25 protein-coding genes are annotated in these 25,399 nt (G+C 57.0%); 13 read left to right on the top strand and 12 right to left on the bottom strand.

What is annotated here, in order from left to right; all coding sequences use genetic code 11:
- Nucleotides 1-6: 6 nt before the first annotated feature.
- The 5 genes from secD (at nt 7) to OQV00_RS20830 (ending at nt 5,549) form a co-directional block, all read left to right on the top strand.
- Nucleotides 7-1,854 carry a protein translocase subunit SecD gene (secD, locus tag OQV00_RS20850; protein ID WP_015585040.1) on the top strand — a complete coding sequence of 616 codons (1,848 nt, stop codon included), beginning with the start codon at nt 7-9 and terminating at the stop codon, nt 1,852-1,854.
- 10 nt (nt 1,855-1,864) lie between these two features.
- Entirely contained in the window at nt 1,865-2,836 is a 972-nt protein-coding gene (gene secF, locus OQV00_RS20845; protein WP_004858587.1) for a protein translocase subunit SecF, read from the top strand.
- A gap of 113 nt (nt 2,837-2,949) precedes the next feature.
- Complete coding sequence (locus tag OQV00_RS20840; protein WP_266279364.1) at nt 2,950-4,341, top strand: M24 family metallopeptidase; 1,392 nt, start codon at nt 2,950-2,952, stop codon at nt 4,339-4,341.
- An 87-nt stretch (nt 4,342-4,428) separates the two neighbouring features.
- Nucleotides 4,429-4,806, top strand: a complete 378-nt coding sequence (locus OQV00_RS20835) for a VOC family protein (RefSeq protein ID WP_015585038.1) — start codon at nt 4,429-4,431, stop codon at nt 4,804-4,806.
- A 47-nt stretch (nt 4,807-4,853) separates the two neighbouring features.
- A complete protein-coding gene (locus tag OQV00_RS20830; protein WP_032716748.1) occupies nt 4,854-5,549 on the top strand; it encodes a helix-turn-helix transcriptional regulator in 696 nt (231 codons plus the stop codon).
- Between the two features lie 51 nt (nt 5,550-5,600).
- On the opposite strand, the gene OQV00_RS20825 is transcribed toward OQV00_RS20830, so the two are convergent.
- Both OQV00_RS20825 and OQV00_RS20820 read right to left on the bottom strand, forming a co-directional pair.
- Nucleotides 5,601-6,485, bottom strand: a complete 885-nt coding sequence (locus OQV00_RS20825) for a nucleoside-specific channel-forming protein Tsx (RefSeq protein ID WP_004858604.1) — start codon at nt 6,483-6,485, stop codon at nt 5,601-5,603.
- Between the two features lie 293 nt (nt 6,486-6,778).
- Nucleotides 6,779-7,321 carry a SadB/YajI family lipoprotein gene (locus OQV00_RS20820; RefSeq protein WP_004858607.1) on the bottom strand — a complete coding sequence of 181 codons (543 nt, stop codon included), beginning with the start codon at nt 7,319-7,321 and terminating at the stop codon, nt 6,779-6,781.
- Nucleotides 7,322-7,469: 148 nt separating this feature from the next.
- Here OQV00_RS20820 and nrdR point away from each other — a divergent pair, with 148 nt between their 5' ends.
- The 6 genes from nrdR (at nt 7,470) to pgpA (ending at nt 11,698) form a co-directional block, all read left to right on the top strand.
- Nucleotides 7,470-7,919: a transcriptional regulator NrdR gene (gene nrdR / locus OQV00_RS20815; protein WP_004858609.1), complete on the top strand. Its 450-nt coding sequence runs from the start codon at nt 7,470-7,472 to the stop codon at nt 7,917-7,919.
- A gap of 3 nt (nt 7,920-7,922) precedes the next feature.
- Entirely contained in the window at nt 7,923-9,026 is a 1,104-nt protein-coding gene (gene ribD / locus OQV00_RS20810; RefSeq protein ID WP_064357448.1) for a bifunctional diaminohydroxyphosphoribosylaminopyrimidine deaminase/5-amino-6-(5-phosphoribosylamino)uracil reductase RibD, read from the top strand.
- A 212-nt stretch (nt 9,027-9,238) separates the two neighbouring features.
- Nucleotides 9,239-9,709, top strand: coding sequence for a 6,7-dimethyl-8-ribityllumazine synthase (ribH, locus tag OQV00_RS20805; protein ID WP_004858618.1), 471 nt, complete (start codon nt 9,239-9,241; stop codon nt 9,707-9,709).
- Nucleotides 9,710-9,731: 22 nt separating this feature from the next.
- Nucleotides 9,732-10,151 (top strand): transcription antitermination factor NusB, encoded by a 420-nt coding sequence (gene nusB, locus OQV00_RS20800; RefSeq protein WP_004858621.1) that lies wholly within the window; start codon nt 9,732-9,734, stop codon nt 10,149-10,151.
- A gap of 76 nt (nt 10,152-10,227) precedes the next feature.
- Nucleotides 10,228-11,202 carry a thiamine-phosphate kinase gene (gene thiL / locus OQV00_RS20795; RefSeq protein ID WP_266279361.1) on the top strand — a complete coding sequence of 325 codons (975 nt, stop codon included), beginning with the start codon at nt 10,228-10,230 and terminating at the stop codon, nt 11,200-11,202.
- Nucleotides 11,203-11,230: 28 nt separating this feature from the next.
- Nucleotides 11,231-11,698 (top strand): phosphatidylglycerophosphatase A, encoded by a 468-nt coding sequence (gene pgpA, locus OQV00_RS20790; RefSeq protein ID WP_004858630.1) that lies wholly within the window; start codon nt 11,231-11,233, stop codon nt 11,696-11,698.
- A gap of 49 nt (nt 11,699-11,747) precedes the next feature.
- On the opposite strand, the gene OQV00_RS20785 is transcribed toward pgpA, so the two are convergent.
- The 4 genes from OQV00_RS20785 to xseB form a co-directional block, all read right to left on the bottom strand.
- Nucleotides 11,748-12,722 (bottom strand): aldo/keto reductase, encoded by a 975-nt coding sequence (locus OQV00_RS20785; protein WP_004858633.1) that lies wholly within the window; start codon nt 12,720-12,722, stop codon nt 11,748-11,750.
- A gap of 67 nt (nt 12,723-12,789) precedes the next feature.
- Nucleotides 12,790-14,652, bottom strand: coding sequence for a 1-deoxy-D-xylulose-5-phosphate synthase (gene dxs / locus OQV00_RS20780; RefSeq protein ID WP_044347619.1), 1,863 nt, complete (start codon nt 14,650-14,652; stop codon nt 12,790-12,792).
- A 16-nt stretch (nt 14,653-14,668) separates the two neighbouring features.
- Nucleotides 14,669-15,568: a (2E,6E)-farnesyl diphosphate synthase gene (ispA, locus tag OQV00_RS20775; protein WP_004858640.1), complete on the bottom strand. Its 900-nt coding sequence runs from the start codon at nt 15,566-15,568 to the stop codon at nt 14,669-14,671.
- A complete protein-coding gene (gene xseB, locus OQV00_RS20770) occupies nt 15,569-15,811 on the bottom strand; it encodes an exodeoxyribonuclease VII small subunit (RefSeq protein ID WP_004858644.1) in 243 nt (80 codons plus the stop codon).
- A gap of 302 nt (nt 15,812-16,113) precedes the next feature.
- On the opposite strand from xseB, the gene thiI reads away from it, so the two are divergent.
- Nucleotides 16,114-17,562 carry a tRNA uracil 4-sulfurtransferase ThiI gene (thiI, locus tag OQV00_RS20765; RefSeq protein WP_004858647.1) on the top strand — a complete coding sequence of 483 codons (1,449 nt, stop codon included), beginning with the start codon at nt 16,114-16,116 and terminating at the stop codon, nt 17,560-17,562.
- A 66-nt stretch (nt 17,563-17,628) separates the two neighbouring features.
- Here the strand turns inward: thiI and yajL are convergent, their stop codons facing one another.
- Both yajL and panE read right to left on the bottom strand, forming a co-directional pair.
- Nucleotides 17,629-18,222 (bottom strand): protein deglycase YajL, encoded by a 594-nt coding sequence (yajL, locus tag OQV00_RS20760; protein WP_004858649.1) that lies wholly within the window; start codon nt 18,220-18,222, stop codon nt 17,629-17,631.
- A complete protein-coding gene (gene panE, locus OQV00_RS20755; protein ID WP_064368311.1) occupies nt 18,185-19,096 on the bottom strand; it encodes a 2-dehydropantoate 2-reductase in 912 nt (303 codons plus the stop codon). Before panE ends, yajL begins: the two co-directional genes overlap by 38 nt.
- A gap of 198 nt (nt 19,097-19,294) precedes the next feature.
- Here panE and OQV00_RS20750 point away from each other — a divergent pair, with 198 nt between their 5' ends.
- Entirely contained in the window at nt 19,295-19,786 is a 492-nt protein-coding gene (locus OQV00_RS20750) for a YajQ family cyclic di-GMP-binding protein (RefSeq protein WP_004858653.1), read from the top strand.
- A 70-nt stretch (nt 19,787-19,856) separates the two neighbouring features.
- Here OQV00_RS20750 and OQV00_RS20745 read toward each other — a convergent pair whose 3' ends face one another.
- The 4 genes from OQV00_RS20745 to OQV00_RS20730 all read right to left on the bottom strand — a co-directional run bounded on the left by OQV00_RS20745 (nt 19,857) and on the right by OQV00_RS20730 (nt 25,391).
- Entirely contained in the window at nt 19,857-21,221 is a 1,365-nt protein-coding gene (locus OQV00_RS20745) for an MFS transporter (protein ID WP_004858655.1), read from the bottom strand.
- A gap of 156 nt (nt 21,222-21,377) precedes the next feature.
- Nucleotides 21,378-22,556: a Gfo/Idh/MocA family protein gene (locus OQV00_RS20740; protein WP_004858665.1), complete on the bottom strand. Its 1,179-nt coding sequence runs from the start codon at nt 22,554-22,556 to the stop codon at nt 21,378-21,380.
- 445 nt (nt 22,557-23,001) lie between these two features.
- Nucleotides 23,002-24,030 carry a Gfo/Idh/MocA family protein gene (locus OQV00_RS20735; RefSeq protein ID WP_015585033.1) on the bottom strand — a complete coding sequence of 343 codons (1,029 nt, stop codon included), beginning with the start codon at nt 24,028-24,030 and terminating at the stop codon, nt 23,002-23,004.
- Nucleotides 24,027-25,391, bottom strand: a complete 1,365-nt coding sequence (locus tag OQV00_RS20730) for an MFS transporter (RefSeq protein ID WP_015585032.1) — start codon at nt 25,389-25,391, stop codon at nt 24,027-24,029. Before OQV00_RS20730 ends, OQV00_RS20735 begins: the two co-directional genes overlap by 4 nt.
- Nucleotides 25,392-25,399 lie beyond the last annotated feature (8 nt).

Below are 25,399 nucleotides of genomic sequence, written 5' to 3'. Positions count from 1 at the left end.
ACTGCCGTGTTAAACCGTTATCCTTTGTGGAAGTACATCATGCTGGTCGTCGTCATTATCGTCGGCCTGATGTATGCGCTCCCCAACCTGTATGGTGAGGATCCGGCCGTTCAAATCACTGGCGCGCGCGGTGTCGCCGCCAGTGAGCAAACGCTGATCCAGGTCCAGAAAACGTTACAAGAAGAAAAAATTACCGCTAAGTCTGTGGCACTGGAAGAGGGCGCAATCCTTGCGCGCTTCGACACCACCGATGTCCAGCTGCGCGCACGTGAAGTGCTGGTGGACGTGTTAGGTGATAAATACGTCGTGGCGCTGAACTTAGCTCCGGCGACTCCTCGCTGGTTAGCGGCTATCCATGCCGAGCCGATGAAGCTGGGTCTTGACCTGCGCGGCGGCGTACACTTCCTGATGGAAGTGGATATGGACACCGCGCTGGGAAAACTGCAGGAACAAAATATCGACAGCCTGCGCAGCGAGCTGCGTGAAAAAGGCATCCCTTACTCCACCGTGCGTAAGGAAGACAATTATGGTCTGAGCATCGCTTTTCGCGATAGCGCCGCACGCGATCAGGCCATCTCCTGGCTGAGCCCGCGTCACCGCGATCTGGTTATCTCCACGCAGGGCGCTACTGGCCTGAAAGCGGTGATGACCGATGAGCGCCTGAAAGAAGCCCGCGAATACGCCGTGCAGCAGAACATCAACATTCTGCGTAACCGTGTTAACCAACTAGGTGTTGCCGAGCCGCTGGTACAGCGTCAGGGCGCCGACCGTATCGTGGTTGAACTGCCGGGTATTCAGGATACCGCTCGGGCGAAAGAAATTCTTGGCGCTACGGCGACGCTGGAATTCCGTCTGGTTAACAGCAACGTTGACAGCGCCGCAGCCGCTTCCGGCCGTGTCCCTGGCGACTCTGAAGTGAAAGATACCCGTGAAGGTCGGCCGGTTGTGCTGTACAAGCGCGTGATTCTGACCGGTGACCATATCACCGACTCCACTTCCAGCATGGACGAGTTCAACCAGCCGCAGGTTAACATCTCGCTGGACAGCGCCGGCGGCAACATCATGTCTAACTTCACCAAGGACAACATCGGCAAACCGATGGCGACCCTGTTCGTGGAGTACAAAGACAGCGGTAAGAAAGATGCCAACGGTCGTGCCATTCTGGTGAAAGAGGAAGAGGTGATTAACATCGCCAACATCCAGTCTCGCCTGGGTAACAGCTTCCGTATTACCGGTATCAGCAACCCAAATGAAGCGCGTCAGCTCTCTCTGCTGCTGCGTGCGGGTGCGCTGATTGCGCCGATTCAGATCGTTGAAGAACGTACCATCGGCCCGACTCTGGGTATGCAGAACATCAAGCAGGGTCTGGAAGCGTGTCTGGCCGGTCTGGTGGTGTCTATCCTGTTCATGATTTTCTTCTATAAGAAATTCGGTCTGATCGCGACCTCTGCGCTGGTGGCTAACCTGGTGCTGATCGTCGGTATCATGTCCCTGCTTCCTGGGGCCACGCTGAGTATGCCGGGGATTGCGGGTATCGTGTTAACCCTTGCGGTAGCGGTCGATGCTAACGTACTGATCAACGAACGTATTAAAGAAGAGTTGAGCAACGGACGTTCCGTTCAGCAGGCGATTGATGAAGGTTACCGGGGCGCATTCAGCTCGATCTTCGATGCGAACATTACGACGTTGATCAAAGTTATCATCCTGTACGCGGTCGGTACCGGTGCAATTAAAGGGTTTGCGATTACTACCGGTATCGGTGTGGCAACCTCGATGTTTACCGCTATCGTCGGCACCCGTGCCATCGTGAACCTGCTGTACGGCGGCAAGCGCGTTAAAAAGCTGTCTATCTGAGGAGTGCGTTGTGGCACAGGAATATACTGTTGAACAATTGAACCACGGCCGTAAAGTCTATGACTTTATGCGCTGGGACTACTGGGCTTTCGGCATTTCAGGTTTTCTGCTGATTGCCGCCATTGTCGTGATGGGCGTGCGCGGTTTTAACTGGGGTCTGGATTTCACCGGCGGTACGGTGATCGAAATTACCCTCGAAAAACCGGCCGAACTGGACCAGATGCGCCAGGCGCTGCAGAAGGCGGGCTTTGAAGAGCCGCAGGTGCAGAACTTCGGCAGCAGCCGCGACATTATGGTACGTATGCCGCCGGTACATGATGCCAACATCAGTCAGGAGCTGGGCAGCAAGGTCGTTAACGTGATTAACGAATCGACCAGCCAGTCCGCGACGGTTAAGCGAATCGAGTTCGTGGGGCCGAGCGTCGGGGCTGACCTGGCGCAAAGCGGCGCGCTGGCGCTGCTGGCGGCATTAATCTGTATCCTGGTGTACGTTGGTTTCCGTTTCGAGTGGCGTCTTGCCGCCGGGGTCGTTATCGCTCTGGCGCACGACGTGGTCATTACGATGGGCATCCTCTCGCTGTTCCATATCGAGATTGACCTGACTATCGTCGCCTCGCTGATGTCGGTTATCGGCTACTCGCTGAACGACAGCATCGTGGTATCTGACCGTATCCGTGAAAACTTCCGTAAGATCCGCCGCGGTACGCCGTATGAGATCTTCAACGTGTCGTTGACCCAGACGCTGCATCGTACCTTGATCACCTCCGGAACCACGTTGGTGGTGATCCTGATGCTGTATCTCTTTGGTGGCCCGGTTCTGGAAGGCTTCTCGCTGACCATGCTGATCGGTGTCTCCATCGGTACGGCCTCGTCTATCTACGTGGCGTCCGCACTGGCGCTGAAGCTGGGCATGAAGCGTGAGCATATGCTGCAGCAGAAGGTAGAAAAAGAAGGGGCGGATCAGCCGTCAATTCTGCCGTAAATCCGGCGCGTTCAGATAAAGCAATCCCGGTCGCAAGGCCGGGATTTTTTTATTACAGCCCGGCCAAATTTCGCTACTCTCCACTCATTAGCTTAATGAGATGGAGATCCCCCATGTCCGCCATAGTCCTTTCTGCCGTCGCCGAACCCACCGTCTGGCACGATGTGCCTTCCGTTACGCTCAGCGATCAAACGCTACGCCAGCGTAAAGCCAGGGTACTTGCGCAAATGCGCCGGCATGGCTATGACACGCTGATCGTGTATGCCGATAAAGAGCACGGCGGAAACTTCGAATATCTCACCGGCTTTATCCCTCGTTTTGAAGAAGCATTGCTGGTACTGCATCGCGAAGGGGAGGCGGTGCTGGTGCTGGGCAATGAAAACCTCAAGCTGGCGGCCTTTGCCCGGCTGGAAAACCGGGTGATCCATGCGCCGTGGTTCTCGTTGCCGAATCAACCCATGAGCAATGAAAAGAGTCTGCCTCAGCTGCTGCAGGATGCCGGTATTAGCAGCGGGAAAACGCTGGGCCTGGTAGGCTGGAAGCTATTCACCGGCAGCGCTGACGACCGTTCACAGATGTTCGATCTGCCTGCTTTTATCGTTGACGCCATTCGGCAGGCTGCAGGGCCGCAGGCGGTTGTGGTCAATGCCACGGCAATATTTATCGCGCCAGATGGCGGAGTGAGAACGGTAAATTCAGCCAATGAGCTGGCGCATTATGAATATGGCGCCAACCTGGCGTCGACGGCGATCCTCACGGCTTTGAATGCCATCGAGCCGGGGAAAACGGAAAAACAGATCGGCGCGCTGCTGGCAGCAGAAGGCCAGCCCAACAGCGTGGTGATGATTGCCGCTACCGGCGATCGTTTCGCCGATGCCCGTCTCTATCCTGGCGATAAGGTTATCCGTCGCGGCGATAAGTTTTCGCTCACTACCGGGTTTAAAGGCGGCTTAAGCAGCCGGGCAGCCTATGTAGTCGGCGATGAAACGGAGCTGGCGCCGGAGGTGGCGGACTACCTCGATGTGGTGGCGAAGCCCTATTTCCGGGCGGTAGTCAGCTGGCTGGAGAACCTGCGTATCGGTATGCGCGGCGGTGAGATGTATGATCTTATCGAGCGGGTGTTACCGAAAGCAGAGTATCACTGGCATTTGAACCCCGGCCATCTGGTCGCCGACGAAGAGTGGCTGTGTTCTCCTGTAGGGCCGGACTCTCAGGCCAGTATCCGCAGCGGCATGCTGCTGCAAATCGATATTATCCCCTCACGGGCGGGCTATGCCGGGGCCAGTATTGAAGATACCGTAGCGGTTGCGGATGAGGCGCTACGTGAGGAGCTGGCGGAGAACTGGCCGACTCTCTGGCAGCGCATCGTTACCCGGCGGGCCTATATTCGCCAGCAGCTGGGGATTGTCCTGCCGGAGGAGGTGCTGCCGTTTTCCAACACCGTGGGCTATCTCCGTCCCTGGCTGCTGGATAAGCAGCGGGCCCTGGTTTGCTCGGCGGGTTAATCGCAGACGGCGATCGCTCCTGACAGTACGCTGTCAGGAGCCCTGCCATACACTCCTCCTGAACCCAAACAATGGACAGGAGGATGTATGAACAACGTAATTAACTGGTTTGAAATTCCGGTCGCTGACATGGATCGTGCCGTGGCGTTTTACGAGCCGGTGCTGCAGGTGACGCTGCGTCGGGAAAATATGGATTGTGCCGAAATGGCCGTTTTTCCGTATCAGGATCCGGCCCCCGGCGGCGCGCTGGCGAAGTTTGACGGGGTTAAACCTGCCGATCAGGGATGTATTATCTATCTGCATACTGACAATCTGGCCGCCACGCTCGACCGCGTGAATTCCGCTGGCGGGAGCTGCGTCTTTGGCCCGCTTGAGCTGTCGAACGATATTGGCACCATCGCGCTGTTTATGGATAGCGAAGGTAACCGGATTGGCCTCCATCAACCTAAATACCTGTCCCATTAATGCGTTTGACGCCTGCGGGACGGGCCTGACCATGAGATAAGCTAAAAATGAGCCGACGCGCCGACCGCCTTTTTCAAATCGTGCAGATCCTGCGGGGGAGAAGATTAACCACCGCCGGACTGCTGGCGGAGCGGCTCGGCGTATCGGAGCGCACCATCTACCGGGATATCCGCGACCTGTCGCTCTCCGGCGTGCCGGTGGAGGGTGAGGCCGGAAGCGGATATCGCCTGCTGGCAGGCTACAGCTTACCGCCTCTGATGCTGACGACCCAGGAGTCGGAAGCGCTGGTGGCCGCGATTCGGCTGCTGCAAACCTGGGGGGGCGAATCGCTGTCCCAGGCGCTGGAGTCGGCTCGGGAAAAGATGCTCGCGATTTTACCTGAGGAGAGTCGGCGTAAGGCCGAACAATCGCGGCTATTTGCGCCGGATTTTGGCGCCCAGGGCTACAGTAAGGCACAGTTTGATCTGGTGCATCGGGCGGTTTCCGGTCAGCGGGTGCTGGCGCTGCACTACCGCGACGAAGCGGGAAAGGTGTCGCAGCGTGAAGTGCTGCCGCTGGGGCTCTTTTTCTGGGGCGAACGCTGGCTGCTGGTGAGCTGGTGCGAGCTCCGCGACGATTACCGCTGCTTTCGTCTCGATCGCTGCCTGGACGTGGCTGCTACCGGGCGCCTTTTCAGCGAGCGGGCCGACCGTTCATTGAGTGATTTTCTGCGTAAGGTGAGGTGCGAGGAGCGTGAGCCATAATGCGCGTCAATCGATATCCCCGGCGCAGAGGCCGGGGACCATCAGGCAGGATTAGAAGTTGTAACCCACCACGAAGTAACCACCCCAGCCGGTAGAGCGTACGTTGAAGTCGCCATCGCCGAAGTTGAGCTTCGCATCATCGGCCCACTGACCGCCGTTATGCCAGTAACGGGCCACAACGGAGTAGTGCCAGTGCGCGTAGTTCAGCGCCAGGATGTGGCTGGAGGCGATGGAGTTGCTGGTGCGCGCGTGCTTGCCGTTCATGTCATAGAAGTTGTCATCGCCCAGATCGGAACCCCAGTCAAAGTTGGTGAAGCCGATGTAGCTCAGCGAGCCGCCCCACAGGTCGGTCAGCGGGACAAAGTATTTCACTTTGAAACGGTAGCCGTCCCATTCGTTTTCGTTGGATGCGCCATAGTTCTGCCACTGATATTTCGCATAGACGTTCAGAGACAGGCTCATCGGCAGACCGGTATCGATATCGGTACCCAGACCCATATACCAGGTGCTCTGCTCCTGAGAATCGTTACGACCCATATCGTAGATATAGTTGTTCGCGAAATACCACTCTTTGAACGGGCCGAAGCTGAGATCGGTGTTGGTCAGCTTATCGATAGAGAAACGCGGTTCGATTTCCATAAACAGCGGAGAACCGTTGTTCCAGATACCTTTTGCCGTGCTGTTGCCGCCAAAGAACACCGGCGCATCGATATAGCCATAGAAATCAAACCAGTCTTTTTTAGCAAACGCTTCGTATTCCAGATAGGTATCGTTACGGATTTGCGGTCCAAAACGGGTGTGGTAGCTACCCACCACGTTTACACTCTGGTGCCACCAATCAGACAGGTACTGCGGTTTTTCGTTTTCTGCCGCGCCAGCAGTGAACGATGTGGACAGCGCCAGTACGGCGCCTGCTGCCAGTAATGTTTTTTTCATAATGATGCCACTGTTTAAATTAAGCCAAAAGGCGTTAAGAACGTTGCCGAAGCGTTTCTAAATATTTCGTCTTTCTGTGGGGGTCTATTATAGAAATCATTGCTCACAAAAATACGTGTTGTTTCACATAACGTAAACATACGTAATCGATTGCGTTCACGATTCTATGCATTTCCTGACAGAATGCCACTGAAATTCATCCATACAGTCAATTTTTACTGAACTGTTTAGAAAAATTGTAAATGGATTTCTGGACGGGGGGCCCGGGTGTCGGCGACACCCGGTGAAGGGGATTATTGTGCGGTGGCGGGCTGGATATCGTGAATGCGCAGGAAGCCGAGCTGCTCCGGCGTGATGCCGTTCAGACGTAGCGGAATATCAACGTCGCTCGGCGCCAGGATGCTGGCGGGGGCGCTAATCAACCGATCGTGCACGTTAACTTCCTGATAATTCTGCGTGGTGCCGCTGATTTGCCCCCAGGCAACGGTGGCGCTAAACGCCGGTAGCGGGTCGTTTGATTCCCCCTGAATACGCAGCGTCAGGCGGGTACCGTCGGCGTCGGCGGCAATATCACGCAGCGACATACGCAATGTGCCGATTTGGCTTTCGAGGCGCGCCGGAGTCCTGGCGCCGGGCAAAAGATAAACGCCGCTGGTGGATTTCGCATTCAGAGCGTTTTGCTGGCTAATTTTCACCGTCTGCTGATTAAGCTGAGTCATCTCTTTGCTCAAGGTGCTTACGCTTTCATGCATTTGACGGACTTCGCTTTGCTGCGCGCAGGCGCTGAGTGTGAACAGCGTGGTCAGCATCGCCAGCTTCAAATAACGTCTTGTCATGGTCATGGATTCCGTTTTCAGGGGATACTTTATGGTAGATCGTCTCCGTCCACGAGCCATAGATCCTTTGTCTCAAAAGCTCTTTCTTTGTTGTCGGGGCACTTCGCGGTAAACTACCCGTCAGTTTAACTTCCTGTCAGGACGCGCTATGCATTGCCCTTTCTGTTTCGCCGTAGATACCAAAGTGATCGACTCTCGTCTGGTGGGTGAGGGCTCTTCTGTGCGTCGTCGTCGGCAGTGCCTGGTTTGTAACGAACGTTTCACCACCTTCGAGGTGGCAGAGCTGGTGATGCCGCGTGTGGTCAAGAGCAACGATGTGCGGGAGCCCTTCAATGAAGATAAGCTGCGCAGCGGAATGCTGAAAGCGTTGGAAAAACGGCCGGTCAGCGCCGATGATGTGGAAATGGCGCTCAATCATATCAAAACCCATTTACGCGGTACCGGTGAGCGCGAAGTCCCGAGCAAAATGATCGGCAACCTGGTGATGGAGCAGCTGAAAAAGCTCGATAAAGTTGCCTATATCCGCTTTGCTTCCGTCTATCGCAGTTTTGAAGATATCAAAGAGTTCGGCGAAGAGATCGCCCGCTTACAGGACTAAGCCATGCATGATGAAATGTACATGGCGCGAGCGCTTAAGCTGGCGCAGCGCGGGCGCTTTACGACCCATCCCAATCCGAATGTCGGCTGTGTGATCGTCAAGGACGGCGAGATTGTCGGCGAAGGTTTTCACTATCGTGCCGGCGAGCCGCATGCGGAAGTTCATGCGCTGCGCATGGCCGGCGAAAAAGCCCGGGGCGCCACTGCCTATGTGACGCTGGAACCCTGCAGTCATCACGGCCGAACGCCGCCGTGCTGCGACGCGCTGATTGCCGCGGGCGTTACCCGCGTCGTGGCCGCCATGCAGGACCCTAACCCGCAGGTGGCCGGGCGCGGCCTGTATCGCCTGCAGCAGGAAGGAATTGACGTCAGCCACGGCCTGATGATGGGCGAAGCCGAAGCGCTGAACAAAGGCTTTCTTAAGCGGATGCGCACCGGTTTCCCTTACATACAGCTAAAAATGGGCGCTTCGCTGGATGGTCGCACCGCGATGGCCAGCGGCGAAAGTCAGTGGATTACCTCGCCGCAGGCGCGACGCGACGTGCAGCGCCTGCGTGCGCAAAGCCATGCGATCCTGACCAGCAGCGCGACCGTCCTGGCAGACGATCCGGCATTAACCGTACGCTGGGAAGAGCTCGATGCCGATATTCGCGCCCGCTACCCGCAGGAAAATCTGCGTCAGCCGCTGCGTATTGTGATCGATAGCCATAATCGCGTTACTCCTGAGCACCGCATCGTGCAGCAGGCGGGAGAGACGCTGTTTGCCCGCACTCAGGCCGATGATCGCAGCTGGCCGGAAAGCGTGCGAACGCTGATCGTGCCGGAACATAACGGCCATCTCGATCTGGTGTTACTGATGATGCAGCTTGGCAAACAGCAGGTTAACAGCATTTGGGTGGAAGCGGGCCCGACGCTCGCCGGCGCGCTGTTGCAGGCCGGACTGGTGGACGAGCTTATCGTCTATATTGCGCCTAAACTGTTAGGCAGCGACGCACGCGGGCTATGCGTGCTGCCGGGGCTTGAGAAACTGGCCGATGCCCCCCATTTCAAATTCAACGAGATACGCCAGGTAGGCCCCGATCTTTGCCTGCATTTAGTGGGCGCATGATCTCCCCCTGGCAAGGGAAAACAGCATCGCTACGCGAAATCATTCAAGATGCGTCGAGGCAGCCAACCCGAGAACCCCCGCTTGCTTACAGCGGTAAGCGACCGGGATCGACAGGCGCAGCCAACGCGGAGGCAGTTTGAAGGATGAAGTGTATAAATTATTATGATAGAATCCGCCCCCCTTGCGGGGCTATATGAACCCGAAGGAAGAGTATGAACATTATTGAAGCTAACGTTGCTACCCCGGACGCTCGCGTCGCCATCACCATTGCGCGTTTCAACAACTTTATCAATGACAGCCTGCTGGAAGGTGCTATTGACGCACTCAAGCGCATCGGTCAGGTAAAAGATGAAAATATTACCGTTGTTTGGGTTCCAGGCGCGTATGAGCTGCCGCTGGCGGCTGGCGTGCTGGCTAAAACCGGTAAATATGACGCAGTGATTGCTCTGGGTACGGTGATTCGTGGTGGTACCGCGCACTTTGAATATGTGGCTGGCGGAGCAAGCAATGGCCTCGCACATGTCGCGCAGGACAGCGAAATCCCGGTAGCCTTTGGTGTTCTGACGACAGAAAGCATTGAACAAGCCATCGAACGCGCTGGTACCAAAGCCGGTAACAAAGGCGCAGAAGCTGCGCTGACCGCGCTGGAAATGATTAACGTATTGAAAGCCATCAAGGCCTGAATTTTTTTGTAAGGGGAATTCCGTGAAACCTGCTGCTCGTCGCCGCGCCCGTGAGTGTGCCGTCCAGGCGCTTTACTCCTGGCAGTTGTCCCAGAACGACATCGCTGATGTTGAATACCAGTTCCTGGCGGAACAGGATGTCAAAGATGTCGACGTTCTGTATTTCCGCGAACTGCTGTCCGGAGTGGCGACTAACAGCGCATACCTCGACGGCCTGATGAAGCCGTACCTGTCCCGCCTGCTTGAAGAGCTGGGTCAGGTGGAGAAAGCGGTACTGCGTATCGCCCTGTTCGAGCTGTCTAAACGTGACGATGTTCCGTACAAAGTTGCGATTAACGAAGCTATCGAACTGGCGAAAACCTTTGGCGCCGAAGACAGTCATAAGTTTGTTAACGGCGTGCTGGACAAAGCAGCCCCGGCAATTCGTCCCAACAAAAAGTAAACTCCAGGCCGGGTCTCGCGGGATGTCATCCACGCAAGGTCCGGCCTTATTCTTTTCTTTTGCTGAGGCATAACGTATGGCATGCGGCGAATTTTCCCTGATTGCCCGTTATTTTGATCGCGTAAAAAGCATGCGTCTCGATGTGGAAACCGGCATCGGCGACGACTGCGCTCTCCTGAACATTCCCGAGAAAAAAACGCTGGCAATCAGCACCGACACCCTGGTGGCGGGCAACCATTTTTTACCTGATATCGATCCTGCCGATCTGGCTTACAAGGCGCTGGCGGTCAATCTGAGCGACCTCGCGGCGATGGGCGCCGAACCGGCGTGGTTGACGCTGGCGTTAACGTTACCGGAAGCGGATGAAGCGTGGCTGGCAGCGTTCAGCGACAGCCTGTTCATGCAACTCAACTATTACGATATGCAGCTGATCGGCGGTGATACCACTTGCGGTCCGCTGTCGATGACCCTGGGTATTCACGGTTTTGTCCCGCCTGGGCGCGCTTTGAAGCGTTCCGGGGCGAAACCTGGCGACTGGATATACGTCACCGGCACCCCCGGCGACAGCGCCGCAGGATTGGCCATTTTGCAGGATCGTCTGGTGGTGGCGTCAGCCGCTGATGCCGACTACCTGCTGGCGCGCCATTTGCGCCCGATGCCGCGCGTATTGCAAGGACAGGCGCTGCGCGATCTGGCCAGCTCGGCCATTGATCTGTCCGACGGTCTGATTTCCGATCTGGGGCATATTCTGAAGGCCAGCGGCTGCGGCGCGCGGATCGATCTTGACGCAATGCCGTTATCCGATGCGCTGCTGCGCCATGCAGAGAGGGAGCAGGTGCTGCGCTGGGCGCTCTCTGGCGGTGAAGACTACGAACTGTGCTTTACCGTGCCTGAACTTAACCGCGGCGCGCTTGATGTGGCTATCGGCCAGCTTGGGGCGCGCTTTACCTGCATTGGACAGATTAGCGCCGAGGCGGACGGTTTGCAGTTGATGCAATCCGGTAAACCGGTCCAGCTGGATTTACAGGGGTACGATCACTTTGGTGCGTAGTAAAGATATCGCAAAAAGCCGCCTCAATATGCTGAATCCCTGGCATTTGCTGGCGACCGGTTTTGGCAGCGGGTTAAGCCCCGTGGTGCCCGGCACAATGGGCTCGCTGGCGGCGATTCCGTTCTGGTATCTGATGACCTTTCTTCCCTGGCAGCTCTATTCGCTGGTGGTGATGATGGGCATCTGTATCGGGGTTTATATCTGCCATCGCACGGCGAAAGATATGGGTACCCACGATCACGGGAGCATCGTCTGGGACGAGTTTGTCGGGATGTGGATCACCTTGATGGCGCTACCGACGCTTGACTGGCAATGGGTCGCCGCCGGGTTTGTGATCTTCCGCATTTTTGATATGTGGAAACCGTGGCCGATTCGCTGGTTTGACCGCAATATCCACGGCGGGATGGGGATCATGGTCGATGATATCGTCGCCGGCGTGATTTCGGCGGGCGTGCTGTATGTCATAGGCCATCACTGGCCGATTGGTCTTTTCTGAGCTCACTCCTCGGGTGAGTTTGCCCGGGCCAGTGGCCCGGGCGGCCCGCTTATTTAAAACCCACAATCGGATGCGGCTGGTACGGCGCTTCCAGCTTTTCTACCTGTTCAGGCGTCAGCGTTAAATCCACCGCGCCCAGCAGGTCGTCGAGCTGCTCCTGTCTGGAGGCTCCGACGATTGGCGCCGCGACGCCGGGTTTACTCAGCAGCCAGGCCAGCGCCACCTGGGCGCGATTGGCGCCGAGTTCTTCCGCCACTTCAGCAAGATTCTGCGCAATCTGCGCATCGTTTTCATCGGTTGCGCTGTAGAGCGATTTGCCAAACTCATCAGAGACCAGGCGGGCAGTGGTTTCGCCCCACGGACGGGTGAGGCGACCCCGCGCCAGCGGGCTCCAGGGGATGACTGATACGCCAGCACGATGGCACAGCGGCAGCATCTCGTTCTCTTCTTCACGATAGATCAGGTTGTAATGATCCTGCATGGTGACAAAGCGCGCCCAGCCGTTGCTCTCCTGAAGCTGCAGCGCCTGCGCAAACTGGCGGGCGTGCATCGATGAGGCGCCGATATAGCGTGCTTTCCCGGCCTTAACAACCTCATTTAGCGCTTCCAGGGTCTCTTCAATCGGCGTGCTGTAGTCCCAACGATGGATCTGCAGCAGGTCGACATATTCCATACCTAAGCGGCGCAGGCTGTCATCGATAGAGCGCAGGATCTGCGCACGCGAGAGGCCCTCCGGCAGATCCCCGACCTGGTGATACACCTTTGTGGCCACCACTACTTCGTCACGGCGGGCGAAATCGCGCAGCGCACGGCCGACAATCTCTTCACTGCTGCCGTCAGAGTAGCTGTTTGCGGTATCAAAAAAGTTGATGCCGCCTTCCAGCGCACGTTGAATGAGCGGACGGCTGCTCTCTTCAGGTAGGGTCCAGGCGTGCTTGCCCCGATCCGGCTCGCCAAAGGTCATACAGCCGAGGCAAAGTCGGGAGACCCGCAGGTGGGTTGCTTCAGGTGTGATGTAGTGCATGAACGGCTCCTGCTATCAACATAAAGGGTATCCTTTAAGCATAGCAGGCGCCGTTAGCGGAGAGGGTTCAGGCCAGCCAGGCGGTGATTTTGGCTTCGATACCGGCGGCATCAAGGCCGAGGTCGGCGCGCACTTCTTCCTGGGTCCCCTGGGGAATAAAGAAGTCCGGCAGGCCGATATTCAGCACCGGAACCACACGACGATGGGCCATCAGCAGCTCATTCACGCCGCTGCCCGCACCGCCCATAATGGCATTCTCTTCCACCGTCACCAGCACATCGTGATCGGCGGCAAGCTGCAAAATAAGCGCATCATCGAGCGGTTTGACAAAACGCATATCGACCAGCGTGGCGTTGAGCTTGTCTGCCACCTGCGCCGCTTCCGGCAGCAGAGTGCCGAAGTTGAGTATCGCCACTTTTTCGCCCGTGCGTTTCACCACGCCTTTGCCGATTGGCAATGAAGCCAGCGGCTCCAGCGTGGCGCCGGTGCCGGTCCCGCGCGGGTAGCGAACCGCGCTCGGCCCTTGATTGTAGTGATAGCCGGTGTAGAGCATCTGACGGCACTCGTTTTCGTCGCTCGGCGTCATGATCACCATATCCGGAACACAGCGCAGGAAGGAGAGATCGAATGCTCCCTGATGCGTTTGTCCGTCGGCGCCGACGATTCCCGCGCGGTCGATGGCAAACAGAACCGGCAGCTTCTGGATAGCGACATCGTGGATCACCTGATCGTAGGCGCGCTGCAGGAAGGTGGAGTAAATGGCCACCACCGGCTTGTAGTCGCCGATCGCCAGGCCGGCGGCGAACGTCACCGCGTGCTGTTCCGCAATCGCCACATCGAAATACTGGTCAGGGTATTTTCTGGAAAACTCGACCATCCCCGAGCCTTCGCGCATAGCCGGCGTAACGGCCATCAGCTTGCTGTCTTTCGCCGCGGTTTCGCACAGCCAGTCGCCAAAAATTTTCGAGTAGGAGGGCAGGCCGCCGCTGCTTTTCGGCAGGACCCCGCTGGTATGGTCAAATTTCGGCACCGCGTGGAAGGTAATCGGGTCTTTTTCCGCCGGCTCATAGCCGCGACCTTTTTTGGTCATAATATGCAGGAACTGCGGTCCTTTCAGGTCGCGCATATTTTTCAGCGTATTGACCAGACCGAGGACATCGTGACCGTCAACCGGGCCGATGTAATTAAAGCCCAGCTCTTCAAACAGGGTTCCGGGAACGACCATCCCTTTGAGATGTTCTTCGGTGCGTTTGAGCAGCTCTTTAATCGGCGGCACGCCAGAGAAGACCTTTTTGCCGCCTTCGCGCAGCGTGGAGTACAGTTTTCCGGAGAGCAGCTGCGCCAGATGGTTATTCAGCGCGCCGACATTTTCGGAGATCGACATTTCGTTGTCGTTCAGCACCACCAGCAGATCGGGTTTGATATCGCCCGCATGGTTCATGGCCTCAAACGCCATACCTGCGGTAATGGCGCCGTCGCCAATGACGCAGACCGCACGTCGCTGTTTGTCTTCTTTCGCCGCGGCAATCGCCACCCCGATACCCGCAGAAATGGAGGTCGATGAGTGGCCGACGCTCAGCACGTCATATTCACTTTCGCCGCGCCACGGGAACGGATGCAGCCCGCCTTTCTGCCGAATGGTGCCGATTTTATCGCGGCGTCCGGTCAGAATTTTATGCGGGTAGGCCTGGTGGCCCACGTCCCAGATCAAACGGTCAAAAGGCGTGTTATAGACGTAGTGAAGCGCCACGGTCAGTTCGACCGTGCCGAGGCCGGAGGCAAAATGCCCGCTGGAACGGCTGACGCTGTCCAGCAGGTAGCGCCGGAGTTCGTCGCACAGTTTCGGCAGGCTGTCTTTCGGCAACAGACGCAACTCCTGGGTGGAATCCACCAGTGCCAGGGTTGGGTATTTGGCAATATCAAAACTCATCAGAGACTCTTATTGTTTATTTATCGCGCTGAATTATGTAATTCGCGAGCGCTTCCAGTGCCGTAGTATCCAGAGATTGCGCGGCCAGCTCACTCAGCGACTGACGGGCATCTTCAATCAGGTCGTGCGCTTTTTTACGCGCTTGTTCAAGTCCCAGAAGCGCAGGATAAGTACTTTTGCCTAGCTGCTGGTCAGCTCCCTGACGTTTGCCAAGGGTCGCAGTATCCCCTACCACGTCAAGAATGTCATCCTGGACCTGGAAGGCGAGACCGATATTTTGCGCATAGCGATCGAGCGCCGGCAGGGCCGCACGACCGCGTTCACCTGCGCTCAGCGCGCCCATGCGCACCGCGGCGCATATCAGCGCGCCGGTTTTGTGGCGATGAATACGCTCCAGCGCCTGCAGGTCAACCTGGTGGCCTTCGGCTTCCAGATCCAGCGCCTGTCCGCCGCACATACCGGCGACTCCGCTGGCGTGGGCCAGCGTCGAAACCATCGCCAGACGATCGCTGTCCGGCACTTCAGGCATCGGCGCATCACTCAGTATAGAAAATGCCAGCGTTTGTAGGGCGTCTCCGGCAAGAATTGCGTTCGCTTCGCCAAATTTAATGTGGCAGGTCGGCAGACCGCGGCGCAGATCGTCATCGTCCATGGCGGGCAGATCGTCATGCATCAGAGAGTAAGCATGGATGCATTCAACGGCGGCGGCCGGTGCATCCAGCGTTGTCCGGCTGACGCCGAACATTTCGCCGGTAGCATAGACGAGGAACGGACGCAGGCGTTTACCGCCTAATAGTGCGCCGTACTGCATGGCTTCAACCAGTGGAGTGTTCTGAAAAGGCAGCGGAGCGAGGAAACGGCGTAGCGCGTCGTTGGCCTGCTCAACGCAAGCGTGTAATTGTTGCGAGAAGTCCATTTATTCAGCATCCGGTGTAAACGGCGTCAGCGGGCTATCCTCGCTGTCGGCCAGCAGAATCTGGACGCGCTGTTCGGCCTGCTGCAATCGGGCCTGCCCCTGACGCGCCAGCTGTACGCCGCGCTCAAATTCGCTGAGCGCCTCTTCTAACGGTAGCGCGCCGCTTTCCAGACGATTAACAATCTGCTCCAGCTCGCCCAGGGCGGTTTCAAAGCTGGCCGGGGCCTCATTTTTCTTTGGCATAGTGAATATAGACTCTTGTAATGTCGCGACACCAATATGGTAACGAAGTCACGTGGTTAAGCAAATATACACCTCATCCTTTCGCGGAATCGTTGCCGAAAGCGCGCAAACGGGTGGCTGACAAGTGGGTTATGCCCCCGTCGCGCGCGGGCATCCTGAATGATTTTATGTAAAACGCGCAATGCGAGGCGCAATGTACTCAATGGTGATATACTGCGCTCCCTGGATGCAGGCACCGCGGTGCACTGCAGTACAACTTTTGCTTAAAGCCCCGTCGGGCTTGCCAACGAACTATTGTCGCCATGAAGTTTATCATTAAATTGTTCCCGGAAATCACCATCAAAAGCCAATCCGTGAGATTGCGCTTCATTAAGATCTTAACCGGGAACATTCGTAACGTTCTCAAAAACTATGATGAGACGCTTGCCGTCGTTCGTCATTGGGATCATATCGAAGTTCGCGCGAAAGACGAAAATCAGCGTCCGGTTATTCGCGATGCGCTGACCCGAATCCCGGGTATCCACCATATTCTGGAAGTCGAAGACGTCCCGTTTACCTCACTGCACGATATTTTTGAGAAAACGCTGCCGCTGTGGCGCGAAGCGCTGGAAGGCAAGACTTTCTGCGTGCGCGTAAAACGTCGCGGCAAGCATGAGTTTACCTCTATCGAAGTGGAACGCTACGTCGGCGGTGGCCTGAACCAGCATATCGAAACGGCGCGCGTGAAGCTGACTGACCCGGACATTACGGTCAATCTGGAAATTGAAAACGATCGTCTGCTGCTGGTAAAAGGGCGCTACGAAGGCATCGGTGGTTTCCCGATCGGCACGCAGGAAGATGTGCTGTCGCTGATTTCCGGCGGCTTCGACTCCGGCGTTTCCAGCTACATGCTGATGCGTCGCGGCTGTCGCGTGCACTACTGTTTCTTTAACCTTGGCGGCGCCGCGCATGAAATTGGCGTTCGTCAGGTGGCGCACTACCTGTGGAACCGCTTCGGCAGTTCGCACCGCGTTCGTTTCGTGGCGATTAACTTCGAACCGGTCGTGGGGGAGATCCTCGAAAAAGTCGACGATGGTCAGATGGGCGTGGTGCTGAAGCGCATGATGATCCGCGCGGCGTCGAAAGTCGCCGAGCGCTATGGCGTGCAGGCGCTGGTGACCGGCGAAGCGCTGGGCCAGGTGTCCAGCCAGACCCTGACCAACCTGCGTCTGATTGATAATGTCTCCGACACCCTGATTCTGCGTCCGCTGATTTCGCACGATAAAGAGCACATCATCGACCTGGCCCGTGAAATCGGCACCGAAGATTTTGCCCGCACCATGCCGGAATATTGCGGTGTGATTTCGAAGAGCCCGACCGTGAAAGCGGTGAAGGCGAAGATTGAAGCAGAAGAAGAGAACTTCGACTTTAGCATCCTCGATAAAGTGGTGGCGGAAGCGAATAACGTGGATATTCGCGATATCGCCCAGCAGACTCAGCAGGACGTGGTGGAAGTTGAAACCGTGACCGGCTTTAGCCCGAACGACGTCATTCTGGATATTCGTTCCGTAGACGAACAGGATGAGAAGCCGCTGAAGGTTGAAGGCGTTGACGTTGTGTCATTGCCGTTCTACAAGCTGAGCACCCAGTTCGGCAATCTCGACCAGAGCAAAACCTGGTTGCTGTGGTGCGAACGCGGCGTGATGAGCCGTCTGCAGGCGCTGTACCTGCGTGAGCAGGGCTTTGAGAACGTGAAGGTTTACCGCCCGTAAACCGCGAACAATCACGGTCATCCCGGATAAGGCTCTCTGCCTTGTCCGGGCGACCGCCTCGGCAAATCAGGCTTCGTAGTAGTTATAAATTCCCGCCGCCATGACCAGCTGTGACGCAACCTCATGGGCTTTTTCACGCCCGACCAGCAGGTCGATCATTTTGAGTGCAAAATCGATGGATGTTCCAGGCCCCTGGCTGGTGAGCAGGTTGACCCGCGGATCCCAGACCACGCGCTTGTCCTGCCACTGCTCTTCAGGGATGCGATCCTTGAGGGCCGGAAAACCGGTCATGTTGCCGATCGGGAAAAGGTTATGCGGCACCAGTACGGTCGCCGCCGCCGCGCAGATGGCGGCGACAATGCGTCCGGAAAGATGAAACTGGCGGACCGTTTCTACCAGCAGCGGGCTGTCACGGAAATATTCCGCGCCTTTTATCCCGCCGGGAAGAACGATAATGTCATAATCGCCGTCGGCGACCGCTACCAGCGGCGCATCCGCCAGCAGCTTGACGCCTCGCGAGCAGACGATGGTCAGGCTGCCATCGCTGGCGACGCTGGCCGTGGTGACCTGCACGCCGCCGCGGACCAGTAAATCCATTGTGGTGACCGCTTCGGTCTCTTCGCTACCAGGGGCGAGGCAAATCAGTGCCGACGCGCTCATATTCATTCTCCTTACGCTTTACCAGTTCAAACAAACGGGCGTTTTCCGGTACGGCAAGGCCGTGAGCGCGGGCGCGCTTCAGTAGAAAACCGGTGATATAGTCGATTTCCGTACGACGCTGCGCGCGGATATCCTGCAACATCGAAGAGATATTTTCTGCCGTACTTTCAATTACCTGATGGACATAAAATAACAGGTTTTCCGGTGAAGTATGAATACCTTCGCGCTCCATGACCGCAGCGACCTCCCGGCAGATGACCTCAACTTCCTGCGGGTAGTCGCGCAAATCGCCGTTGCGGCACTCTTTCAGCGCCGTCAGCGGGTTAATTACGCAGTTGACCGCCAGCTTGCTCCACGTTGCCGGGCGGATATTATTATGCCAGGCGACGTCCGGCAGGACGCGTTGCAGGGTATCAGCCAGGTCGCTGTAATCCTGCGGATAGTCTTTCGCCGGGCCGATATGCGTCGTGCCGTTGGCGACGTGCACAATGACGTTGCCGTCGCGGCGTGCGGCCTGGGTTGTCGAGCCCTGCAGCAGCGGCTGCTGCACGCCTTTCAGTTCATCAATGGTCCCCATCCCGTTATGGATAAGCAGGATCGGAGACGCGGCGGGTAGAGTGTGCGCCAGATTTTTTACCGCGGTGGAGACCTGCCAGGCTTTTAGCGTCACCAGCAGCAGGTCGCTGCTGGCGAGAAAGTCAGGATCGTTGGCGGTTAACGACTCATTAAAAATCGTCCCGTCAGTCTCGATCAGATTGACGCTACAAAAGGGTTGTGGGACGCGTAACCAGCCCTGGACATCGTGTCCGTGTTTGCATAACGCGGTTAGCCACAGCTGCCCCAGCGCACCGCATCCGAGTACGGTTACTTTCATTGTTCCTCCTCACCTGCGACTACCCCAGGCATTTATAGCTAAAGTATATACTCGTTGCGCTACCGGCTGCAGCCCACACCGCGGTGGCCTGGCGGGCATTGCGCATCTGAACATCGGCTATGCTTGCGGGATAACCAGTTGAGTTATGTCGCGTTGCGGGTATTATGCAACGCAAAAGAAACAGAAGGAGAGGAAAAGATGCCATCTTTCGATATTGTCTCTGAAGTCGATCTTCAGGAAGTTCGAAACGCCGTAGAGAATGCGACCCGTGAAGTGGAGTCGCGTTTTGATTTTCGTAACGTTGAAGCGAGCTTCGAACTGAACGAAAAAAACGAGACCATCAAGGTCCTCAGCGAATCTGATTTCCAGATTAACCAGCTGCTGGATATTCTGCGCGCGAAGCTGTTAAAACGCGGCATTGAAGGCAGTTCTATCGAAGTGCCGGATGAGTTCGTACACAGCGGGAAAACCTGGTTTGTCGATGCGAAGCTGAAGCAGGGGATTGAGAGCGCGACGCAGAAAAAAATCGTCAAGCTGATCAAAGACAGCAAGCTGAAGGTGCAGGCGCAAATTCAGGGCGAAGAGATTCGCGTCACCGGTAAAGCGCGCGACGATCTGCAGGCGGTTATGGCGCTGGTGCGCGGCGGCGACCTGGGACAGCCGTTCCAGTTCAAAAACTTCCGCGACTAAGTCGGGTGTGCGCTGGCGTATCATCTGTAAACGTCAGCCAATAAAAAAAGCGGGGCATTCCCCGCTTTTTTTATACCCCTTTGATGGCCTGCTCAATTTCGAAGCGGTTGGTCACCTTGCTGTCGATTTTGATATACACCGAACGTTCGTCGGGCACCACCAGAACCTGTTTGACCCCATCTGTGCGCTGCAGACGCTCTTGCAGCGCGCCATCGGCCACCACCTCATCGGGAATTTCGACCCGCAGGCTGCTGACGTACGGCGGTTCGCTCATCGTCCCGGCAACCAGCAGCCACAGCATCGCCAGCAGCGCGCCAAGCAGGAATACGGTTTGTGAATCAAAGAAGCCGTCTACCCAGCCGCCCAGCGCGCCGCCAATCGCCACGCCAAGGAACTGGCTGGTCGAATAGATGCCCATCGCGGTACCTTTATAGCCCGCCGGCGACTCTTTACTGATTAAAGAGGGAAGCAGGGCTTCCAGCAGGTTGAAGGCGAGGAAGAACAGCTGAACGCCGGCGACCAGCTCCCAGAAATAGCCGCCTGCCCCCCACAGGACAATTTCGGCCACCAGCAGCAGCGCGACGCAGAACAGGAACACGTGTTTCATCTTGCGCTTCACTTCGGCATAGATGATAAACGGCACCACCGAGACAAACGAAATCAGCATGGTGACCAGGTAAATTTTCCAGTGTTCGGCGGCGGGGAAACCGGCGGCTTCCAGCTGCCCTGGCAGGGCCACAAAGGTGGACATCAGCATGATATGCAGGCACATAATGCCGAAGTTGAGCTTCAGTAGTTTCGGCTCGGCAAGTACTTTGCTGAAACAGCCCTTTACCATACCCGATTCGCGGTTCAGGACGTGGTTGTGACTGTCTGGCACCACCCACAGCGTCAGCAGGATGCCGATCGTCGCCAGGACGGCGATCATCCAGAACAGCGCATGCAGGCCCAGCTGGTGAGTAATAATCGGTCCCAGCACCATGGCGATGGCAAAGGTGACGCCAAAACTGACGCCGATAAAGGCCATCGCCTTCGTGCGGTTCTGTTCGCGGGTTAAATCGGAGAGTAGCGCCATGACCGCTGCGGCAATAGCGCCGGAACCCTGCAGCGCGCGTCCAAGAATAATGCCCCAGATGGAGTCGCTTAGCGCGGCGATTACGCTACCGATAACGAAGATTAACAGGCCGCCGACAATCAGCGGTTTACGACCAATACGGTCGGAGAGCAGGCCGAACGGAATCTGGAATACGGCCTGAGCCAGGCCATAGATACCAATGGCCAGGCCAATCAGCGCTTCGCTGGCGCCCTGTAACGCCATGCCATAGGTGGTCAAAACCGGCAGAACCATAAACATGCCGAGCATACGCAGCGAGAATACGGTCCCCAGACCCCAGGTCGCGCGCAGTTCACCTGGCGTCATTTTATTGTCGTTCATTACCACCTCAATCTAAAAACTGCGACTAGTGTAGTGGTGGTAGCCAGAAGCGTAAATAAATGTTTGTTTAACAGATATTACCGCTGTGTTGCATGATGAGGTAAACGCGGGGAAAACAAAGAAACCAGTGGAGAAGACTCCACTGGTTAATGGCATTTATTGTAAATTAAAGTCAACCCATTGGCTGCCGGCATCGGCGGATTTCACGCATTGCTCCACCCAGTAGACGCCGTGCAGACCTGCTTCAACGTCCGGGTACCAGAAGCTCTCCAGAAACGCGCGATCGCCCCGATCCATCGCATCGATGGCTATCGCATAGCGCCGGTAGAGGTTTGCCCACGCTTCAAACAGCCCCTCCGGGTGGCCGCCACCGATACGATCGTCTGCCAGGGCCGCGGCGCTGAGATACGGCATGCCGCGTTCAAGTACCCGCGCCGGCTCACCTTGTACCTCGTAGCTGAGCTGGTTAGGATGCTCATCCCACCACTCGATGCTGGCTTTCTCACCGACGATCCGCACCTTCTGCGAGTGCATCGCGCCGCTATTGACCGCGCTGGTCCACATTGAGCCGACGGCGCCGTTATCGTATTCCATCAGCACAAAGGCGTTATCTTCCAGCGGCGCGCGCGATGCAACGAAGCTCTGGCGGGAACACATCAGACGGCGAATGTTGAGGTGCGGTGCCATCGTTTCGGCCACAAAGAGCGGATGCGTTGCCAGGTCGCCCAGCACGTAGCTTGGTCCGGCATACTTCGGCGTAACGCGCCAGCGGGTTGACTCCGCCTGCAGCTCAACGGCTTCATTATGAAAACCGTGGGCAAACTGCATATTGATAATTCGAATCTGTCCGAGCAGCCCGTCGGCAATCATCTGGCGCGCCTGCTGAATCATCTGATACCCGGCATAGCCGTAAGTGACGCCGACGATTTTGTTATGCTTGATGCTCAGCTCCCGCAGCTCCTGGGCTTCCGCGGCGGTAAAGCAGAGCGGTTTTTCGCAGATGACGTGCAGTCCGGCTTCCAGCGCCGCTTTGGTAATGGCGAAGTGGGTATTGTTCGGCGTGGTTACCGATACCACTTCAATACCGTCAGGGCGCAGGGCCTCTTCGCGGAACAGCGTTTGATAATCGGCATAGCAGCGTCCCGGCGCGATCCCGAGCTGTTCACCAAACTGACGTCCGCGTTCGGCATCAATATCAAAAGCGCCGGCCAGCAAGGTAAAGACATTGTCACGTAGCGCGGCCGAGCGGTGGCTGTAGCCGATCTGGCTGGTGGCTCCGCCGCCGACCATTCCCCATCGCAGGGAGCGGGACAGGGGTTTCATGCCGTTTAACATGGTGTTCTCCTTGATACAAAGTACGGATGTCTGATGAGATTCGCTCCCTGCTCCAGGAAGCGGGACAGGACCCTGGCGCCACTCCTGGCGACGAAACTGTCGCCTGAGGAATGGCAAGGTAGATTAAAAATATTTATTTCATTTTTAGTATTATATGAAATTAAATTTTTATTTATGAGAGAGGGATCGAAAAATTATCAAGATTATCCTCACCGTCCAGTGGGGCGCTGAAAAGCGACGATTTGGCTAAAAGCGTATCAAATTAGATGATTAACCCTGCTTTTATTGATGTTTATGGACAGGGATGTGTGAGCGCGCGAGGGGATGTGCTGAGATAATGAGCAATATGATTTCATTTAGTATTTAAATGAAATTTATTTTTCTTTTTCTCCGCAATAAAGACAGCGGAAAAGTCGGCGCAACGGGGGATTACGCCGACATCTGTTTATGTGGATTGGCCCGCCTGGCCTGCCGCCCGCTGAATGGCGGCAACGATCTCCAGGGAACGCAGCGCATCGGCAGCATCGATCAGCGGTTTCTCCTCGCCGGTGATGACCTGCAAAAAGTGGTCAAGCTGCAGCATGAAGGGATCGATAGCTTCGACCTGAAGCCTGTCACTCAGCAGCGGGTGGAGCCAGCCGCGCGCTTCGCCATAGCGCCACCACTGCATCTGCGGGATCGCCAGCGCGCCGCGGGTACCGGAAATCAGATAGCAGTTTTCCGGCGCGTGGGCGTAGATCGCATTTTCTCCCGAGTTCATCTCCCAGCTCCAGGGGCCGACGCCGCAATCGGTGAGTACCGCGCTACCTAATGCTCCGCTGGCGAAACGAAGGTTTACCACCGCGCTGTCTTCGTTGGCGAAACGGCGTACGGCATGGGAGGTAAAGGCCTGCACCTGGTCGATTTCACCAAACAGGTAGCGCATCAGGTCAATATCATGGACCAGATTGACCAGCAGCGGTCCCGCGCCGGGTTCACGGCGCCAGGCAACGTCAAAATAATCATCCGGCTTTTGCAGTACCCAGTGCGCGGAGACGGTGACGATTTGCCCGAGTTCGCCGCTGTCGATCAATGTCCTTGCCGCGGCGATCAGCGCGTTGTGCCGCCGGTGGTGCCCCACCAGCACCGGAACCTGATGGCGAGCAGCGGCGTCGACCAGTTCCCGGGCGCGTTGCGGCGAGTCGGCGACAGGTTTTTCGACCAGCACCGGGATCCCGCGTTCGATGCAGGCCAGAGCGCAGGGCAGGTGCAGAATATTGGGCGTGGCGTTAATCACCCCCTGCGGCTGGACCGCGTCCAGCATGGTTTCAACGTTGTCATACCCTGCGATACCCAGCGATTGCGCCAGCGCCTGCGCCTGAGGTGAAGGATCGGCCAGAGCGACCAGCTCAGCCCGTGGGTTAGCGCGGATCACCGCAATATGTTTGCGTCCGATGGCGCCCGCGCCAATGACGGCAAGACGAATTTTGCTCACGACAGACTCCTCAGCGTGGGGGACGGGGCAGGGGAGGTAGATTCAGCATCGCTGGCAAATAGCCCCTTCACCACCAGACCGACGACGGTTAATGCCGCCGGGATCCCAAGGATTAAAAAGACGTTTTCGAAGCTGAGATTGAGCGCCATCATTTCCGCGCCGGCAAAGGCGCTGAGGATGGCGCCCATTCGGCCGACGCCGTGCATCCAGCTGGAGCCGGTAGCGCGCGCCTGGGTCGGATAATAGCGGGCGGAAAGCGCATTCATGCCGGTATTCGCGCCGTTCAGGCAAGCGCCGCTGACGAAGGCCAGCAGGCACAGCAGCGCAAAACTGGCGGCAGCGTAGCCCATGGCCATCGTAAACAGGCCGCCGATGGCATAAATCAGCCCCAGCGCGCGATGGGGATTGATGCGATCCATTAGCCAGCCGGCAAACAGAGAGCCTACGGTGCCGCCGGCCTGATAAATCGCCGTCATCACCGCCGCCTGGCTGACGGTCAGTCCCACCTCTTTGACCAGCGTCGGCAGCCAGCTGCCGAGGATATAAACCAGAAACAGGCCCATAAAATAGACCAGCCATAGCATCAGTGAGCCGAGGCGGTAGTGGCGCGAGAGGACCAGGCGCATGGCGTTGGTATTGGCGGGCTGCGCCGGGAGCGTGAATTCAGCGTTATCCGCAATTTGCCCCGGATAGAGCCGTTGTAATATCGCCCGGATTCGTGCCGCCGGCGCGCGTTTAACCACCAGAAAGCGCACCGACTCCGGCAGCAGCCAGATAAGCAACGGCGCGAACAGCAGCGGAAGAACCCCGCCGAGCGCCATCAGCGAATGCCAGCCAAAGCGCGGGATCAGCCACGAGGCGGAAAAGCCGCCCGCCGCCGCGCCAAAGGTAAAGCCGCAAAAAATCACCGTAATCAGAAATGAGCGCTGGCGCTCGGGGGCATACTCCGATACCAGCGTGCCGATATTGGGCATCGCCGCACCGAGTCCCAGTCCGGTCATAAAACGGAAGAAAATCATCTGTTCGATGTTCTGCGAGAAGGCGGTGACGATCGTCCAGAAACCAAAGAAAAAGACGCTGTTGACGATGATTTTCTTTCGCCCCAGCCAGTCGGCGAGCGGCCCGGAGAGGAGCGCCCCCAGAGCCAGGCCAATCAGCGCCGCGCTGATGACGAAGCCGAGCTCGTAGTTGGTTACCCCCCATTCATGCTTCAGCGTCGGGGCGATAAACCCCATAATCGCAATATCAAAACCGTCGAGCGCAATCACGCAAAAGCCTAAGAAAACCACCAGTTTCTGGAAACGGCTGAGCGGATTACCGTTGATTAACTCTCTGACATCCAGGCGTTGGGTCTGAGTCATAGGGTTTT

It is taken from the genome of Klebsiella sp. DY2415, assembly GCF_026314315.1.
GTDB classification, from domain to species: domain Bacteria; phylum Pseudomonadota; class Gammaproteobacteria; order Enterobacterales; family Enterobacteriaceae; genus Klebsiella; species Klebsiella ornithinolytica.
The sequence above is the reverse complement of the archived record's forward strand: the minus strand, read 5'-3'. Positions and strand labels throughout refer to the sequence as shown.

Bases quoted from the DNA above. Each gene is read 5' to 3' on its own strand.
- OQV00_RS20840 (WP_266279364.1), top strand. From the start codon at position 2,950: ATGTCCGCCATAGTCCTTTCTGCCGTCGCCGAACCCACCGTCTGGCAC.
- OQV00_RS20835 (WP_015585038.1), top strand. From the start codon at position 4,429: ATGAACAACGTAATTAACTGGTTTGAAATTCCGGTCGCTGACATGGAT.
- OQV00_RS20830 (WP_032716748.1), top strand. From the start codon at position 4,854: ATGAGCCGACGCGCCGACCGCCTTTTTCAAATCGTGCAGATCCTGCGG.
- OQV00_RS20825 (WP_004858604.1), bottom strand. From the start codon at position 6,485: ATGAAAAAAACATTACTGGCAGCAGGCGCCGTACTGGCGCTGTCCACA.
- OQV00_RS20820 (WP_004858607.1), bottom strand. From the start codon at position 7,321: ATGACAAGACGTTATTTGAAGCTGGCGATGCTGACCACGCTGTTCACA.
- nrdR (WP_004858609.1), top strand. From the start codon at position 7,470: ATGCATTGCCCTTTCTGTTTCGCCGTAGATACCAAAGTGATCGACTCT.
- ribD (WP_064357448.1), top strand. From the start codon at position 7,923: ATGCATGATGAAATGTACATGGCGCGAGCGCTTAAGCTGGCGCAGCGC.
- ribH (WP_004858618.1), top strand. From the start codon at position 9,239: ATGAACATTATTGAAGCTAACGTTGCTACCCCGGACGCTCGCGTCGCC.
- thiL (WP_266279361.1), top strand. From the start codon at position 10,228: ATGGCATGCGGCGAATTTTCCCTGATTGCCCGTTATTTTGATCGCGTA.
- pgpA (WP_004858630.1), top strand. From the start codon at position 11,231: ATGCTGAATCCCTGGCATTTGCTGGCGACCGGTTTTGGCAGCGGGTTA.
- OQV00_RS20785 (WP_004858633.1), bottom strand. From the start codon at position 12,722: ATGCACTACATCACACCTGAAGCAACCCACCTGCGGGTCTCCCGACTT.
- dxs (WP_044347619.1), bottom strand. From the start codon at position 14,652: ATGAGTTTTGATATTGCCAAATACCCAACCCTGGCACTGGTGGATTCC.
- ispA (WP_004858640.1), bottom strand. From the start codon at position 15,568: ATGGACTTCTCGCAACAATTACACGCTTGCGTTGAGCAGGCCAACGAC.
- xseB (WP_004858644.1), bottom strand. From the start codon at position 15,811: ATGCCAAAGAAAAATGAGGCCCCGGCCAGCTTTGAAACCGCCCTGGGC.
- thiI (WP_004858647.1), top strand. From the start codon at position 16,114: ATGAAGTTTATCATTAAATTGTTCCCGGAAATCACCATCAAAAGCCAA.
- yajL (WP_004858649.1), bottom strand. From the start codon at position 18,222: ATGAGCGCGTCGGCACTGATTTGCCTCGCCCCTGGTAGCGAAGAGACC.
- panE (WP_064368311.1), bottom strand. From the start codon at position 19,096: ATGAAAGTAACCGTACTCGGATGCGGTGCGCTGGGGCAGCTGTGGCTA.
- OQV00_RS20750 (WP_004858653.1), top strand. From the start codon at position 19,295: ATGCCATCTTTCGATATTGTCTCTGAAGTCGATCTTCAGGAAGTTCGA.
- OQV00_RS20745 (WP_004858655.1), bottom strand. From the start codon at position 21,221: ATGAACGACAATAAAATGACGCCAGGTGAACTGCGCGCGACCTGGGGT.
- OQV00_RS20740 (WP_004858665.1), bottom strand. From the start codon at position 22,556: ATGTTAAACGGCATGAAACCCCTGTCCCGCTCCCTGCGATGGGGAATG.
- OQV00_RS20730 (WP_015585032.1), bottom strand. From the start codon at position 25,391: ATGACTCAGACCCAACGCCTGGATGTCAGAGAGTTAATCAACGGTAAT.